Below are 14,197 nucleotides of genomic sequence, written 5' to 3' on the forward strand. Positions count from 1 at the left end.
AATGTATGCAAAAAATCCGCATCACCTAGGTGCGGAGGATGTCTGTCGCGAACCGTAGCGCATTTGCGCGGCGCGCCTTGGCACTTTTCCATGTGACTGACGTGGAAGTCGCCCACGCATATGAGATACGGCGCTGTCCGTTCTTCTCTGATGAGCATCCTAAAGCTTGTGGTGGAAAACAATTCCCACTAAGTTCAAGGAACTTCCTCACACAGTGTAGCCGATCTTCACATAATTCCGAATTAGATCATATATTTTAGAATCGCGCGGAAAAACTCGATGCATTTTGAAGCAGTGTTAAGGCTATGGAACTTGAGCTTGTAGCGGTACTGCCATTCATTACTTGCTCTCGTAACAGGTAGTATTTTATGAGTTTTTCGACATTTTCACTGTCTGTGAACTGAGATACATCGTCAGAACCAAAAACCTGCTGCGCTTTCTGTTTATAAACGGTCAACTGTTGATCAACATCGAGAGAAGCAACGCTTTCTGGTAAACCCAAACCAGTCCGGACGACAGTTGCGAGAGCTTCATTGCCAATAATTGTGTACCATTTCGTATTCTCAGATCCGTCTTCTGCGGCTAACTCTGGGAGTTCACGCTGTACATTGAGAGCAAATCGATAAGTCTCATCACTATCGCCAACCGCCAACTCAAACTGGCGGTCCTCGTATTGCGTTAGGATTTCATCCGAGAAGCTACTCAGGGCTGTATTCGGAGGCGTAAAATCAAATCCGAATGCGCTTGCAAGGTCGGAATAGCGACTATCCGTTAGCTTATTGGCAAAAGCATCCTCGCTAATTGTGCCTTCTTCGAGAACTTTCTTGATAAAGAACTTGTTCTGAATATCATCATCAAGACCGAAAGCGCCAAGAGCAACCTTCAATAGCTTGTAGTCAGACACCAATTCTTCTGCGGAAGAAATATTTCCGATGTTTTCTCGGAAATATTCTTCATCACTTTGAACCGTCGCAGAGGCAGTAAAAGCTGCCTTCTGCGTCTCCATTGTCCGCGTCAAGACTTTCCAGCCTGCATAACCGCTTAATGGGACAATGGGTTGATAGGTCATTGGCGTGCGGCGGCCAGAAGCCGCTCCTCCCTTGGAAGCAAGCTACGCAGCGCTTTAAGCGCTTGATAATGCTGTTCTTCAAGAACAGATTTCGTAGCGATTGCAAGTTGCGTACGACTGTCGTGATCCGTGAGGACCTGACTCAGTTGCTCAATACCTCGCAGAAGTTGCATTCTTGTTTCTTCCGGATTGTTATCTCCGGAGAGCACGAGCTGGGCAACATAGCACACACGCCGCACAGGCGTATTTGCCTCTTCGGGATGGATGGCATCGCGCAGGCGCAAAATGTTTGCATTGGGCGTCATAATAGCCAGACGAGACCGTCGGTCACCATTTTCGATCACGGCACCGTTGATGAGGACACGCTCTTTGGGAGCGAGTTTTAGAACCAAACCACTCACTTAGCGCCTCCAGTCGGTCGAAGGCCACGCATGATGGCAGTGTTTATTTCGATGAGAGGGGCAACCGACGCCTTGCGCGCCAGAACCTTCGAGCTATGCGCATCGGTGAATTTTTGGAGGAAAAGAATCCGTGCACGCAGCAGGTCAGGCAAACCATTTCCTGAAGTTGCAACGTCTTCCGCAAGAATTTTCCAGAGCTTGCGGTTGCGATTAACCGCGTCAGCGAGATCCGGGAATTTTTCGAGCTCTTTGCCCAACACGCCGCGAAGACGGCTTGTTATGCGCGCGATGGCTTCGTATTCGATATCTCGGTCGGTACGAATAGCCTGATTTGGAGTGGAATAGGCCGTTTTGGCCTGAGCATAAGCGTTCACGAGAAGCCCTTCCTGTGGCTGCAAGTTTAAAACCCCGGCATTTTGCCAGGTGGTTGAGGGGCGCATATGCTGCGCCCCTCAGATGCTCATTAACGGAACAGCGACAGGAGCTGTTGGGGCGCCTGATTGGCAATCGACAGAGCTTGCGTGCCCAGCTGCTGCTGAACCTGCAGAGCCTGCAGACGCGCAGAGGTCTCTTCCATATCGGCGTCGACGAGCGAACCGATCCCCGAGGTCACCGAGTCAGACAGCTTCGAGATGAAGTCTTTCTGATCGGTAATACGGGCAGACGATGCACCCAACTTAGCGGCTTCGGCCGTTGCGGTGTCGATAAATGCCTCGATCATCGCCAACGACTCATCAGCTTTGGCCGAAGTCGTCACATCAATGTTAGCCAGCGTCACACCGGTAGCCGTGCCGACGGTAATACCACTGGTCGTGAATTTATCGGTGAAATCCGCGGCTGAGACACTGATATTCGATGCCGTCACTTTACCGGTATTGTCGCGATCAAGCGATGACAGGACGGTGATACCGTTGGTAGCAGAAGTACCGGTAGTTACCGTCGAGCTGTCGAGCAGGTTCGCACCGTTGAACTGCGAAGCACCAATGATCGAGGTGATCTGACTCTTCAGTTCTTCGACTTCGCTCGAGATCTTGTCATTATCGACATTCTCGCCGGTTGCCGAAACAACCTTCTCTTTGATCTCTTTGAGCTTTTCGACAATCTGCTCTGCCCCGGTGGAGGCAACAGCAACGGTCGATTCGCCAAGAGACAGGGAGTCTTCGATTGCGTTGTAGCCGGCAACATCCGACTCCATCACTTTCGAAATTGCCCAAACGGACGCGTTATCTTTTGCCGAGTTGATATCCTTACCGGTCGAGATGGCCGACTGGGTATCATTCAGCGAGGAGTTGATCGACTTCAGGGTTTGAAGTGCAACCATTGCGCCATTGTTGGTCAGAATGCTGGACATAGTTTTGGGTCCTCAGATATGTGCGCTTTTGCGCGAAGGTGTCTATAAACCGCCCGACATCTTGTCGGAGCGAGTGCACAGGTCCTTCTGACACATGCGTCCCGGTTCCCGGAGCGCGCCACCCATTCACTGGATGCAGGGGCATATTTGCACTATCTCCCCTAACGAAATGCTAAGGCCGGCACTGTGGCCGGCCCTAGATAGATTGCATTTGATTAAAATGGTTTACGCGCGCTTCTCTATAGATCCCTGCGTGCCAACAATCCTCTGCGGACGACCAGATTTATCGTAGCTTCCGAAACTATGCGCCGCTTTCTGGATCGCCGAGAGACGAATCTGCGCGGCCCGTATCCCTTTCAGTGCCGCCGACAGCAGGCGCTGATTCTGCCGCGACATCTCATGTGCACGCCGCAGTTTTTGCGCTGGAATATCTTTCACCTGTAGCAGGAGCGATTCTTTGCGCGCGGCGATATCCGCCATCGCATCAAATTCTGCCTTCCGGATTACGTCACGCTCGATTCGCAGAAGATCAATCAGCTCTTCAATCACGGCATCATCTTTCTCAGCCATTCTGGGCCCTCTTCAGCATTGCATTGAAAATTGTTTCGGCAAGGCCGATTCCACCAGCCTTCGCCATCTCCTTGGCTTGTTCTTCCCGCAGGAAAGACGAGAATTGTTCTTCACCGACTCCCCCTGAAAATTCAGACTTATTTTCGCCCAGGCCGGTATATTTCAGCATTTCGGACAAAAAGCTCGCTTCCAGCGCCTGCGCCGTTTTGTGCATCTTCTCTTGTGTTTCAGCACTGACCGCACGGGGCGTCTGGGAACTCTCTATAGAGAGGGGCAATCCTGTCTGTGTGACTTGCATGGGATTCTCCGCATCATTCGCATTCACCCCTTTTTGCCAGCTTGCGGTAAAGAAGCGGTAACCTCATTGAGGCAATATGCAGATCATCATAGGCAGAAGTCTTGAGGATCATGACCAGTTTTGACTCATTAGCAGCGCAGTTCCCCTTTGCAGCAAAGGGACAAGCAGCTGGCACCGATTCGGCCCAGGCCGCAAAGACAGAAGGCGGCTCCGAGTTTTTCGCAGAATTTTCAGCATATGCCCAAGGTGGCGGTGCTCCGGCAGAGGCCGCAGGGGCGCGTGCAAAAGATATGACCACTCTAGCGCAAGGCAAAAGTCAAAGCGCGGATGGCACCGTGACTGCGGTCAGAACCGATGTCCAGCCAATGTTGCGCGATGCCTCCGAGCCTTCTGCGCAAGTGCTGCCCGAACCAAAGACAGAGATTGCAGAACCGGCCTCTTCTGCTCTTCCCGCTCAGGCGGAAGATGCGGCAGATACGGACGCTTTGGAAGCCGCGCCGTCCGGTGACGTGATTGCCCCCGCGCCCGTTCTGCAAGTCAAACAGGCGGCACCTTCCAAGACATTTAATGCGGAAAATGACCCTGATCCAAAGGGGGCAGAGCCGCAGAAAGCCGCATCTCTGACCACGCAGAGTGATCTGGTCGCGTCCGAGCAAACGATGTCCATGCTGGGCTCAGTTTCAGGGGCGGACCAACAACCTGCCAATGCGTTTGGGGACGACGATAGGGCAGTCGCTCTGACGCAGCCAGAGAGCGCTCCGCTCCAGAATATGTCCGTTCCCCATCACGAAAAGCAGGCGACGATTGCCGCGTCAGATAGCACTGATGTGCGCCAAGCTCCTGCGCAGAGTGCGAATGATCCTGCCTCTGGGGGGCGCGCGCGACTTTCGGACGTTAAAGCCGCGTCCGAGACCGTGCCCTTCGCTGCTATGCAAGGAGAGGATATGCAGGAAGCATCTCGAACCGCAGCCGCGTTCCCACGACACGCGACCGAGGCTTCGCATATCTCGCAATCTGCAGCCTCTTTGTCTGTTATGTCGAGCCCGGCCCAGGCTACGTCGCAACTCGCTACGGCTCAAAATCCGCAGGACGGCAGCGTCGCCCTTCCCGATGGGATGACCCTTTTGGAGGTGCCGGAACGTATCGAGCTTGCGCAGGTGCCCTCGACAGGAACAGACCAGGCAGCACCCGAGGGGGAGGTGAAGATCAAATCCGGTGCTCCGATGCGGACAGCCGGCCCCGCTACCGCGCCGCAGGTCGCGTTAGAGGCTGCGCAAGCGACGGGCGATTCGCAGGCGGTAGGCGATATCGATGCTCGCACGGCAGATCTGACGCCGCAGGCACAGGCCAGCACAGCCGCCGTTACGCAGCCGTCGCTTGCCATGCAAACCGCGGCTCACGTGCAGATGGGGGCCGAAAAATATGTTACGGCCCGGAAGGAGATCCGCGAGCAAACCCATGCCGACAGTGTGCAGACATCAATGACGACCGGCGCGCCGGCAACCGTCAAACCTGAAACCGCCTTCGCGGTCACCAGCGCCTCGGCCGCCACGGCCGCGCCACCGGCAAGTCTGCAAAATGCAGCGGCAGAGATGCAGGTGATCTCGCCAGAGGGGGCTGAGGCGACGGAAGACGAGCAACTGCGCTTCACCCTGTCCGCCACCAGTACGCCCCATCTGGCGTCGGGTCCCGCAACCGCACAACCTGCATTACAGCAAGCCACGGCGCACAACATTTCGCAGCAACTCACCCGCGCATTGAGCAATAGTTCGGACGATTCGGTCGAGCTCACTCTTGCGCCTGAAGAGCTGGGGAAAGTACGCATGGTCCTGCATCATAGCGATCAGGGCATGTCCGTCATGATCTATGCAGACCGGCCCGAGACCCTCGATCTGATGCGACGCAATGCCGATATGCTCAGCCGCGACCTGCGGGAGCTTGGCTATACCGATGTAAATCTGAATTTTACCGATCAGGGGCAGGGTGGGAAAAACTCCCAAGAACTTGCCGAGCAAGTCGACCGTATCCGTGCTGAACGCGGGACACAGACAGCGTTCACGATGGGACCTGTTTCAAACGATCTTAATCCCTCACGCACCTCCGGCTCGTTGCTGGGGGGGCTGGATCTCAGAATGTGACAGAGGATTTTTCATGACAACCGTAACAAGCGCGACGTCCTCGACAACGTCGACAAGCAGTTCGACCACGGCGAGCGCGGATACATTTGCAAGCACGGACTATCAGACATTTCTTGAAATGCTCACGGTCCAGATGCAGAACCAAGATCCGCTTAACCCGATGGACAGTACAGATTATGCTGTGCAACTCGCCACCTTCTCGGGGGTAGAGCAGCAGGTTCAGACCAATCAGTTGCTGGAAACGATTGCCGGTTCGATCGGACAGATGGGCATTTCCGAACTGGCCAATTGGGTGGGTATGGACGGCAAGACGGAAGAGCCTGTCTATTATTACGGCAACTCGGTGGTTGTCGAAACCGATCCGGCAAGCGGTGCGGATTCTGCGGTGCTGACGGTGAAAGACAGCTATGGAAACACCGTCTATAGCGGTGCCGTCGATATCACCAATGACTTTGTAGAATGGGACGGCACGCAATCGGATGGCACAACGGCCGCATATGGCAATTATAGCTTCCAACTGAAAAGCTATTCCGGCAGCGATCTGATCGCGACCGAAACGGCTCCGGCTTATGGGCGGATTGTCGAGGCCCGCGTCACCGATAGCGGCACGGAACTGGTCATGGCCTCTGGCGCAACGGTTTCCAGTTCCGATATCACCGGCCTCCGGACGCCATCCAGCTGATCAGGCAATCAAGCCTATTGCCACCCCCCCGACAAAGACCGCCGCAACTATCCCTGCCCAAATGGCGGGGTGCAGCGGTTTATCGGCGGGGGCGGCATCCTGAGGTTCGGAATGCCGTTCGATCGAGGCTTTCAACATGTCGGGGAAGCGCGAGCTGTAGCGCGTAATGACTTTTGCGGCCCGTTGTACATCCTGCAACGCAGCCTTGGGGCCAAGGTTTTCGCGGATATAGGTTTCGACTGCAGGCTTGGCCGCCTGCCACATATTCAGCGACGGGTTGAGCGAGCGTGCCACCCCTTCCGCAACCACCATAGACCTCTGGAGCAAGATCAGTTCCGTCCGCGTCGGCATCCCGAAACGTTCTGTTACTTCAAATAGATAGGCCAGAAGTCGCGCCATAGAAATATGGCTCGCATCCATCCCGAAAATCGGCTCGCCCACCGCACGGAGTGCCAGTGCGAATTCGTTCACATCGCGATCTGCGGGCACGTATCCCGCTTCAAAATGTACCTCTGCCACACGACGGTAGTCGCGCTGGATAAACCCGATCAGGATCTCGGCATAGACACGGCGGGTATATTCATCGATTTGCCCCATGATCCCGAAATCATAGGCGACGATATCACCGTTTGGCGCAACTTTCAGGTTGCCCTGATGCATATCGCCGTGGAAATACCCGTCGCGCAACGCGTGGCTTAGGAAAAGCTGCAAGATCCGTTCCGACAGACCCACCAGATCATGCCCTGCCGCCTTGATCGCTTCGGGGTCGCCCATCGGCACGCCTTCGGCCCAATCCAGCACCATCACACGACGGCTCGACATATCCCAAATGGGTTTGGGCACCGAAAAGCCTGCATCACCTGCCGTATTGGCGGCAAATTGCGACGCACGCGCGGCTTCCATACGTAGATCCAGCTCGCCCATCACGGTGCGTTCGAAATGCTTCACCACATCCGTCGGACGCAAACGGCGCGACGCGCGCGAAAAACGTTCGATGAAATTTGCCACAAAATGAAACGCATCCAGATCACGGCGGAAAGCTTTTTCGATTCCGGGACGCAGGACTTTGACCGCCACTTTCTCGCCATTACGCAGCAACGTTGCCTGATGGACCTGCGCAATCGACGCGGCCGCTACCGGCTCGGAAAATTCTGCAAACATCTCGGAAATCGGGCGCTCGAACTCTTCCTCGATTGTCCGCTTTGCCAGCGCGGTCGAAAACGGCGGCAGACGGTCTTGCAACACACGCAGTTGGGCGGCCATTTCCGGCCCGACAACGTCGGCGCGTGTCGAAAGGATCTGGCCGAACTTGATATATGCGGGTCCAAGCGCCGTGATCGCCCGCGTGACCGGGGGGAGGTTTGGATCCCCTTTATAACCAAGCCACGCAAAAGGAGCCGAAATCGCATAGGCCGCTGCCCGCAGACGTGGCGGCGCATCCATCGCCTCCAGCACGGTATGCATGGCGCGCGAGCGGATAAAGGTCGCACCCGTACGGATCAGGCGCCAGATATTGATCGGCCCCCGCATCTCAGATCTTCCAGCCCGAATGCAGCGCCGCAATGCCCATAGTCAGGTTGCGATAGCTGGCCTGTTCGAAGCCCGCCTTGCGGATCATCGACAGGAAGGTGTCCTGATCGGGGAATTTGCGGATCGATTCGACCAGATATTGATAGCTGTCGCGGTCATTGGCCACGATCTGCCCCATGACCGGAATGATGTTGAAGGAATAGAGATCATAGACCTTCTGCATCAGGTCATTGGGGATCTGGCTGAATTCCAGCACCATCAGGCGACCGCCGGGTTTGAGGACGCGATAGGCTTCGTTCAGTGCCTCCTGAACGCGGGTCACATTGCGGATGCCAAAGGAAATCGTGTAGACATCAAAGGCGTTATCCTCGAAGGGCAGGGCCATCGCATCGCCCACGATCCAGTCCAGACGCTCGGCCATATCCTCGGCCTCGGCGCGTTTCTGGCCCTCGATCAGCATCGATTCGGTCATATCGCAGACGGTTGCCGTGGCCCCCGGCGCGCGGCCAAGGAAACGGAAGGCCACATCGCCGGTGCCGCCCGCCACATCCAACAGCTTCTGACCCGGGCGCGGCGCAAGCCAGTCCATCATCGCATCCTTCCAGATACGGTGGATGCCCATGCTCATCAGGTCGTTCATGATATCGTATTTCGACGCCACGCGCGAAAATACGCCATGCACCATTCCGGCCTTCTGGCTTTCATCCACGGTCTGAAAGCCGAAATGGGTCGTTTTGCTTTGCTCTGCGGTCATCTGTCCCGTGGCCCCTTGAGGTTCGTCTGATCTATCCCTTCTTATAGGGGCGGTTTCAGAAGTGACAATGCGCGAGGGGGATCACAATGCCCGAACTTCCCGAAGTAGAGACTGTCCGACGCGGACTTCTGCCTGCAATGGAAGGCCGCATAATTGAAAAGGCCGAGGTGAATCGTCCGGATCTGCGCTGGCCGCTGCCCGAGAATATGGCCGCGCGGCTGACCGGCGCACGGGTGCTGCGGTTGCGTCGGCGGTCGAAATATATCCTTGCCGATCTGGACCGTGGCGAGACGCTGCTGATCCATCTCGGCATGTCGGGGCGGATGCTGGTCTCGGGCGTGGCTTTGGGTGACTTTGTCATCGACCACCCGACGCCCCAGAAACACGACCATATCGTCTTCCATATGGAGGGCGGCGGGCGCGTCACCTTCAACGATGCACGGCGCTTCGGGGCGATGGATCTGTTTCCGACCGAGGCCGAGGATAGCTATTGGTTGCTGGAAAAACTGGGGCCGGAGCCCTTCAGCAACCAGCTGAGCGAGGATTACCTGACGACCAAGCTGCGCGGACGGGCCAGCCCGATCAAGACGCTCTTGCTGGATCAGGCGATTGTCGCGGGGCTTGGCAATATCTATGTCTGCGAGGTTCTGTTCCGCGCAGGCATAGATCCGCGCCGTCAGGGGCGCCAGATTGCCGAGAAGCGGCTGCGGCCTCTTGTCGCAATCATCCGCGAGGTTCTGGCAGAGGCGATCGACGCGGGCGGCTCATCGCTGCGCGACCACCGGCAGGCGGATGGGGAGCTTGGATATTTCCAACACCGGTTCAAGGTTTATGGCCGCGAGGGGCAGCCCTGCCGCAGTTGCGGGCAGCCTGTGCTCCGTATCGTGCAATCGGGGCGATCCAGCTTTTATTGTGCGCATTGCCAGCGCTGAACCCATCACGGGCGTGAGAGTTGACTTGATATATGGGCCGGTTTTGTTAGGACTTCGATCTGATGAAAAGGAAAGGCGCTGCCACATGGCCTACCAGACGCTGATCGTCGAGATCGAAGATAATGTTGCCCTCGTCCGGCTGAACCGACCGGAGGCGCTGAATGCGCTGAACTCCGTTCTGCTGGGGGAGCTGGGCGACGCGCTGTCGAGCCTTGACGCGAATGACAAGGTCCGCGCCATTGTCATCACCGGCTCCGAGAAGGCCTTTGCCGCCGGTGCCGATATCAAAGAAATGTCCGAGAAGGGCTTCGTCGGCATGTTCAAGGCCGATTTCTTCGGCGATACGACCGAGGATTTCCTGCGCACCCGCAAGCCGGTGATTGCGGCCGTGTCCGGCTATGCCTTGGGCGGCGGCTGCGAATTGGCCATGATGTGCGACTTCATTATCTGTGCCGATAATGCGAAATTCGGTCAGCCCGAGATCAATCTCGGCATTTGCGCCGGTATCGGCGGCACCCAGCGTCTGACCCGTTTCGTCGGCAAATCCAAAGCGATGGACATGCATCTGACGGGGCGCTTCATGGATGCCGAAGAAGCCGAGCGTTCAGGGCTGGTCAGCCGCGTGGTGCCTGCCGCCAAACTGGTTTCCGAAGCGATGGCCGCCGCAGCCAAGATCGCCGAAAAATCCCAGATTTCCGCAATGGTTGTCAAAGAGGCGGTCAACCGCTCTTACGAAACCACGCTGCGTGAAGGGCTTCTGTTCGAAAAACGCATGTTCCACGCGCTCTTTGCAACGGAAGACCAGAAAGAGGGCATGGCGGCCTTCCTTGAAAAGCGCGAGCCGCAATTCCGCGACAAATAAGAGCGGCCATTCGTTCCTGAAGCCGGGCCTCTGGGTCCGGCTTTGCATTTGGGGCTTCCCAAGCGGACAGAATTGCCTTATAGGCAGCCTTCACATGCGCGTGGAGCCCGCTTAGGCTAGAATCGACCGGTTCACTGGTGTGCCCGGGTTTTGTCGTGCAACAGATATTGTAACAAACCCGAAAGTGGAAACACACATGGCAAATACGCTCCAGTCCAAAAAGCGCGCACGTCAGAACGAGCGTCGCAACGACATCAACAAAGCCCGTCGTTCGCGCATCCGTACCTTCATCCGTAAAGTCGAGGAAGCTATTGCTTCGGGCGACTACGCAGCGGCTCAGGAAGCTCTGAAAGTGGCGCAACCGGAACTGATGCGTGGCGTTGTCAAAGGCGTGGTTCACAAGAACACCGCCTCGCGTAAAGTGTCCCGTCTGGCGGCACGCGTGAAGGCCCTGAACGCCTAAGCGATTCCCTTTTCAAGACAAGATAAAAAGGCGCCATTTCTGGCGCCTTTTTTGTTTTTCATAATGTTTTCAAGGTCATGATATGTCCGAAATGCAACATGACATCTTTATGGAAGATTCGATTCACGCAATCAGGAGTCAAGCGTGAAGTTCTGTTGCGACTCGTTAGCGGGGCGGGGTAGTTTCACTGAGCGATCAACGTCGCCTCGGGGGACTGACGCATCTTAACCTAGCCGGACCGGACAATAACGTCTGCCACGACAAGGATAACAACCGGACGATACAGGCTGGAAAGATGCGATTCCGATGCTGGAGGACTGCCACCTCCCACATTTCGACTCTGTCGAAGTCTGCGTTAGCGGGCCGGGTAGCTTTGTCCTAAGTGCAGAAAATGCACCACGCGCCAAAATGTGTTTGGCGTGTTGGGTCGTATTTTCCGAGAGAGGTTGGTCTAATGGTGTGATAAAAATGGGCAAGAATGATGACCGAAGATACTTGGGGGCGGGTCTGTGATGAACTCCAGAAAAGCGTTGGGAAGAACAACTTCCTCACCTGGATTGCACCGCTAAAGGTCATTGAAGTCGAAGACGGCATCGCTGCCTTTGAAGCACCGACGAAATTCATGCGTGACTGGGTCCAGCGGAACTTTTCCGAAGCGATCCAGAACGAGCTGCGCAAATTCGGGATCATTGTCGAACGTATCGATCTGCGCGTGTCCACGGCACCGATGATCCGTCCGGCCAATTCCGCCAATCCTGTTGCGCAGGCCACCACTGTCAGCAATTCGCCCCGTATTGCCTCGATCAAGCCGCGTCTTGCCCAGACGCAGGACGATGATCTTCCCGGTGCACCGCTGGATCAGCGCTTTACCTTCGACACATTCGTGGTCGGCAAGCCGAACGAGCTGGCCCATGCCGCGGCCCGTCGTGTGGCCGAAGGCGGCGTGGTGACCTTCAACCCGCTGTTCCTTTACGGTGGCGTCGGTCTTGGTAAGACGCACCTGATGCATGCCATCGCCCATGAGCTCCAGACCAAGCGCCCCGATCTGCGCGTGCTCTATCTCTCGGCCGAGCAATTCATGTATCGTTTCGTGCAGGCCCTGCGCGAGCGTCAGATCATGGATTTCAAGGAGATGTTCCGCTCGGTCGATGTGCTGATGGTGGATGACGTGCAATTCATCGCGGGCAAGGATTCGACCCAGGAAGAATTCTTCCACACGTTCAACGCGCTGGTCGATCAGGGCAAGCAGATCGTGATTTCCGCCGACCGCGCGCCGGGCGAGATCAAGGAACTGGAAGAGCGGATCAAATCGCGCCTGCAATGCGGCCTTGTGGTTGACCTGCACCCGACCGATTACGAACTCCGCCTTGGTATCCTGCAGACCAAGACCGAAAACTACCGCCTGCAATATCCGGGCCTGATGATTGCCGATGGCGTGCTGGAATTCCTCGCGCATCGCATCTCGACCAACGTGCGCGTGCTGGAAGGCGCACTGACCCGTCTGTTCGCCTTCGCCTCGCTGGTGGGCCGCGAGATCACGCTGGATCTGGCTCAGGAATGTCTGACCGATATCCTGCGCACCTCGGACCGCAAGGTCACCATCGAAGAGATCCAGCGCAAAGTGGCCGAACATTATAACGTCCGCTTGGCCGATATGATCGGGCCGAAGCGCGTGCGCACCATCGCACGTCCGCGTCAGGTGGCGATGTATCTGTCCAAGCAGCTGACCACCCGCTCGCTGCCCGATATCGGGCGTCGGTTCGGTGGCCGTGATCACACGACCATCATGCATGGTATCCGCAAGATCGAAGAGCTGAAGGGCGATGACCGCCAGCTGGCCGAGGATATCGATCTTCTGCGCCGTCTTCTGGAAAACTAAGCAAAATCTGCGGGAAAACGGGCGGGTCTCTTGACCTGTCGGGCTTTGCGAGTGATTGTCGCAAAAAATCTTGTGTCCGGTGTCTTAGATGGTAACGTCACGGTCCGGACAGCCGTGAGGGATTGAAATGAAGATCAGCATCGAACGCGCAGAGCTGTTGAAAGCCGTCGCGCAAGCGCAATCGGTTGTCGAGCGCCGTAACACGATCCCGATTCTGGCCAATGTGCTGATCGAGGCCGAGGGAAGCACGATCTCTTTCCGTGCGACCGATCTCGATATCGAGGTGGTTGACCGTGCTCCCGCGCAGGTCGAAAAGGCGGGTGCTACGACCGTTTCTGCCGTGATGCTGCATGAAATCGTGCGCAAACTTCCCGATGGGGCGCTGGTGACCTTGATGGATGATCCGGCGTCTGGGCGTCTGGTGATCGAGGCGGGCCGGTCGAGTTTCACGCTGGCGACGCTGCCGCGCGAGGATTTCCCCGTGATGGCCAGCTCGGATTACACCGCGAATTTCACCGCCAAGGCGGGCGAGCTGAAGCGCCTGTTCGAGAAGTCGCGTTTCGCGATCTCCACCGAAGAGACCCGCTATTATCTGAACGGCGTCTATCTGCATGTGGCCACCGCCGAAGAAGGCCAGATGCTGCGCGCCGTGGCGACCGATGGTCACCGTCTTGCCCGTATCGATGCGCCGCTTCCTGCGGGTGCCGAGGGCATGCCGGGGGTGATCGTGCCGCGTAAGACCGTGGGCGAACTGCGCAAATTGCTGGATGATGAAGAGACCCCGATCGAGGTGTCTGTCTCGGAAACCAAGGTGCGTTTCGCCACGCCGCGCATCACGCTGACCTCCAAGGTCATCGATGGCACCTTCCCCGATTACACGCGCGTCATCCCGATGGGCAATACCCGCCGTCTAGAAGTGGATGCGAGCGAATTCGCCAAGGCGGTGGACCGTGTGGCGACTGTGTCGTCGGAACGTTCGCGTGCGGTGAAGCTGACGCTGGATGCCGATAAGCTGGTGCTGTCGGTCAATGCCCCCGATGCCGGTGCCGCCGAGGAAGAGCTGGTCGTGGCCTATGCCGACGAGCGTCTGGAAATCGGGTTCAACGCGAAATACCTGCTGGAAATCGCCAATCAGGTCGACCGCGAGAATGCCGTCTTCCTGTTCAATTCCTCGGGCGACCCGACCCTGATGCGCGAAGGTGGCGATACATCGGCGGTCTATGTCGTCATGCCGATGCGTGTGTAAGATCCGCGTTTTTCAAGAATTC

General features: G+C 56.7%; 15 protein-coding genes. 7 read left to right on the top strand and 8 right to left on the bottom strand.

Translation table 11 applies throughout. The annotated features are described in order from the left end of the window. Positions 1-256: 256 nt before the first annotated feature. From WDB88_RS03335 to WDB88_RS03360, 6 genes are all read right to left on the bottom strand, one after another. The gene (locus tag WDB88_RS03335; RefSeq protein ID WP_339108781.1) at positions 257-1,069 is read right to left on the bottom strand and encodes a DUF1217 domain-containing protein; all 813 of its coding nucleotides are present in this window, start codon (positions 1,067-1,069) and stop codon (positions 257-259) included. Continuing rightward, positions 1,066-1,470, bottom strand: coding sequence for a flagellar biosynthesis repressor FlbT (flbT, locus tag WDB88_RS03340; RefSeq protein WP_339108782.1), 405 nt, complete (start codon positions 1,468-1,470; stop codon positions 1,066-1,068). The genes WDB88_RS03335 and flbT overlap by 4 nt, the downstream gene beginning before the upstream one ends. Further along, positions 1,467-1,910 (bottom strand): flagellar biosynthesis regulator FlaF, encoded by a 444-nt coding sequence (flaF, locus tag WDB88_RS03345; protein WP_339108783.1) that lies wholly within the window; start codon positions 1,908-1,910, stop codon positions 1,467-1,469. The genes flbT and flaF overlap by 4 nt, the downstream gene beginning before the upstream one ends. A 23-nt stretch (positions 1,911-1,933) precedes the next feature. Further along, the gene (locus tag WDB88_RS03350) at positions 1,934-2,821 is read right to left on the bottom strand and encodes a flagellin (RefSeq protein ID WP_339108784.1); all 888 of its coding nucleotides are present in this window, start codon (positions 2,819-2,821) and stop codon (positions 1,934-1,936) included. Between the two features lie 225 nt (positions 2,822-3,046). Beyond that, on the bottom strand, positions 3,047-3,391 hold the full coding sequence (locus tag WDB88_RS03355; RefSeq protein WP_339108785.1) for a hypothetical protein: 345 nt from the start codon (positions 3,389-3,391) through the stop codon (positions 3,047-3,049). Next, on the bottom strand, positions 3,384-3,689 hold the full coding sequence (locus tag WDB88_RS03360) for a rod-binding protein (RefSeq protein ID WP_339108786.1): 306 nt from the start codon (positions 3,687-3,689) through the stop codon (positions 3,384-3,386). Before WDB88_RS03360 ends, WDB88_RS03355 begins: the two co-directional genes overlap by 8 nt. Positions 3,690-3,799: 110 nt before the next feature. On the opposite strand from WDB88_RS03360, the gene WDB88_RS03365 reads away from it, so the two are divergent. Continuing rightward, positions 3,800-5,827 (top strand): flagellar hook-length control protein FliK, encoded by a 2,028-nt coding sequence (locus WDB88_RS03365; protein ID WP_339108787.1) that lies wholly within the window; start codon positions 3,800-3,802, stop codon positions 5,825-5,827. Between the two features lie 13 nt (positions 5,828-5,840). Next, positions 5,841-6,509, top strand: coding sequence for a flagellar hook capping FlgD N-terminal domain-containing protein (locus WDB88_RS03370; RefSeq protein ID WP_339108788.1), 669 nt, complete (start codon positions 5,841-5,843; stop codon positions 6,507-6,509). Here the strand turns inward: WDB88_RS03370 and ubiB are convergent, their stop codons facing one another. Then, positions 6,510-8,039 carry a 2-polyprenylphenol 6-hydroxylase gene (ubiB, locus tag WDB88_RS03375; protein ID WP_339108789.1) on the bottom strand — a complete coding sequence of 510 codons (1,530 nt, stop codon included), beginning with the start codon at positions 8,037-8,039 and terminating at the stop codon, positions 6,510-6,512. Between the two features lies 1 nt (position 8,040). Beyond that, positions 8,041-8,793 (bottom strand): bifunctional demethylmenaquinone methyltransferase/2-methoxy-6-polyprenyl-1,4-benzoquinol methylase UbiE, encoded by a 753-nt coding sequence (ubiE, locus tag WDB88_RS03380; RefSeq protein ID WP_339108790.1) that lies wholly within the window; start codon positions 8,791-8,793, stop codon positions 8,041-8,043. 86 nt (positions 8,794-8,879) lie between these two features. Between ubiE and mutM the strand changes: the two genes are divergently transcribed. The 5 genes from mutM (at position 8,880) to dnaN (ending at position 14,175) form a co-directional block, all read left to right on the top strand. After that, positions 8,880-9,725 (top strand): bifunctional DNA-formamidopyrimidine glycosylase/DNA-(apurinic or apyrimidinic site) lyase, encoded by an 846-nt coding sequence (gene mutM / locus WDB88_RS03385; protein ID WP_339108791.1) that lies wholly within the window; start codon positions 8,880-8,882, stop codon positions 9,723-9,725. Between the two features lie 85 nt (positions 9,726-9,810). Further along, positions 9,811-10,587, top strand: a complete 777-nt coding sequence (locus WDB88_RS03390; protein ID WP_339108792.1) for an enoyl-CoA hydratase — start codon at positions 9,811-9,813, stop codon at positions 10,585-10,587. 196 nt (positions 10,588-10,783) lie between these two features. Further along, positions 10,784-11,050: a 30S ribosomal protein S20 gene (rpsT, locus tag WDB88_RS03395; RefSeq protein WP_339108793.1), complete on the top strand. Its 267-nt coding sequence runs from the start codon at positions 10,784-10,786 to the stop codon at positions 11,048-11,050. Positions 11,051-11,531: 481 nt separating this feature from the next. Continuing rightward, complete coding sequence (dnaA, locus tag WDB88_RS03400; protein WP_339109460.1) at positions 11,532-12,929, top strand: chromosomal replication initiator protein DnaA; 1,398 nt, start codon at positions 11,532-11,534, stop codon at positions 12,927-12,929. Positions 12,930-13,056: 127 nt separating this feature from the next. After that, the gene (gene dnaN, locus WDB88_RS03405; RefSeq protein WP_339108794.1) at positions 13,057-14,175 is read left to right on the top strand and encodes a DNA polymerase III subunit beta; all 1,119 of its coding nucleotides are present in this window, start codon (positions 13,057-13,059) and stop codon (positions 14,173-14,175) included. The last annotated feature ends 22 nt before the right edge of the window (positions 14,176-14,197 follow it).

This window comes from Thioclava sp. GXIMD4216 (genome assembly GCF_037949285.1).
In the GTDB taxonomy this organism is placed as follows: Bacteria; Pseudomonadota; Alphaproteobacteria; order Rhodobacterales; family Rhodobacteraceae; genus Thioclava; species Thioclava litoralis.

Bases quoted from the DNA above. Each gene is read 5' to 3' on its own strand.
- dnaN (WP_339108794.1), top strand. From the start codon at position 13,057: ATGAAGATCAGCATCGAACGCGCAGAGCTGTTGAAAGCCGTCGCGCAA.
- WDB88_RS03355 (WP_339108785.1), bottom strand. From the start codon at position 3,391: ATGGCTGAGAAAGATGATGCCGTGATTGAAGAGCTGATTGATCTTCTG.
- WDB88_RS03365 (WP_339108787.1), top strand. From the start codon at position 3,800: ATGACCAGTTTTGACTCATTAGCAGCGCAGTTCCCCTTTGCAGCAAAG.
- ubiE (WP_339108790.1), bottom strand. From the start codon at position 8,793: ATGACCGCAGAGCAAAGCAAAACGACCCATTTCGGCTTTCAGACCGTG.
- WDB88_RS03335 (WP_339108781.1), bottom strand. From the start codon at position 1,069: ATGACCTATCAACCCATTGTCCCATTAAGCGGTTATGCAGGCTGGAAA.
- WDB88_RS03360 (WP_339108786.1), bottom strand. From the start codon at position 3,689: ATGCAAGTCACACAGACAGGATTGCCCCTCTCTATAGAGAGTTCCCAG.
- rpsT (WP_339108793.1), top strand. From the start codon at position 10,784: ATGGCAAATACGCTCCAGTCCAAAAAGCGCGCACGTCAGAACGAGCGT.
- WDB88_RS03370 (WP_339108788.1), top strand. From the start codon at position 5,841: ATGACAACCGTAACAAGCGCGACGTCCTCGACAACGTCGACAAGCAGT.
- ubiB (WP_339108789.1), bottom strand. From the start codon at position 8,039: ATGCGGGGGCCGATCAATATCTGGCGCCTGATCCGTACGGGTGCGACC.
- WDB88_RS03350 (WP_339108784.1), bottom strand. From the start codon at position 2,821: ATGTCCAGCATTCTGACCAACAATGGCGCAATGGTTGCACTTCAAACC.
- dnaA (WP_339109460.1), top strand. From the start codon at position 11,532: ATGACCGAAGATACTTGGGGGCGGGTCTGTGATGAACTCCAGAAAAGC.
- flaF (WP_339108783.1), bottom strand. From the start codon at position 1,910: ATGCGCCCCTCAACCACCTGGCAAAATGCCGGGGTTTTAAACTTGCAG.
- WDB88_RS03390 (WP_339108792.1), top strand. From the start codon at position 9,811: ATGGCCTACCAGACGCTGATCGTCGAGATCGAAGATAATGTTGCCCTC.
- mutM (WP_339108791.1), top strand. From the start codon at position 8,880: ATGCCCGAACTTCCCGAAGTAGAGACTGTCCGACGCGGACTTCTGCCT.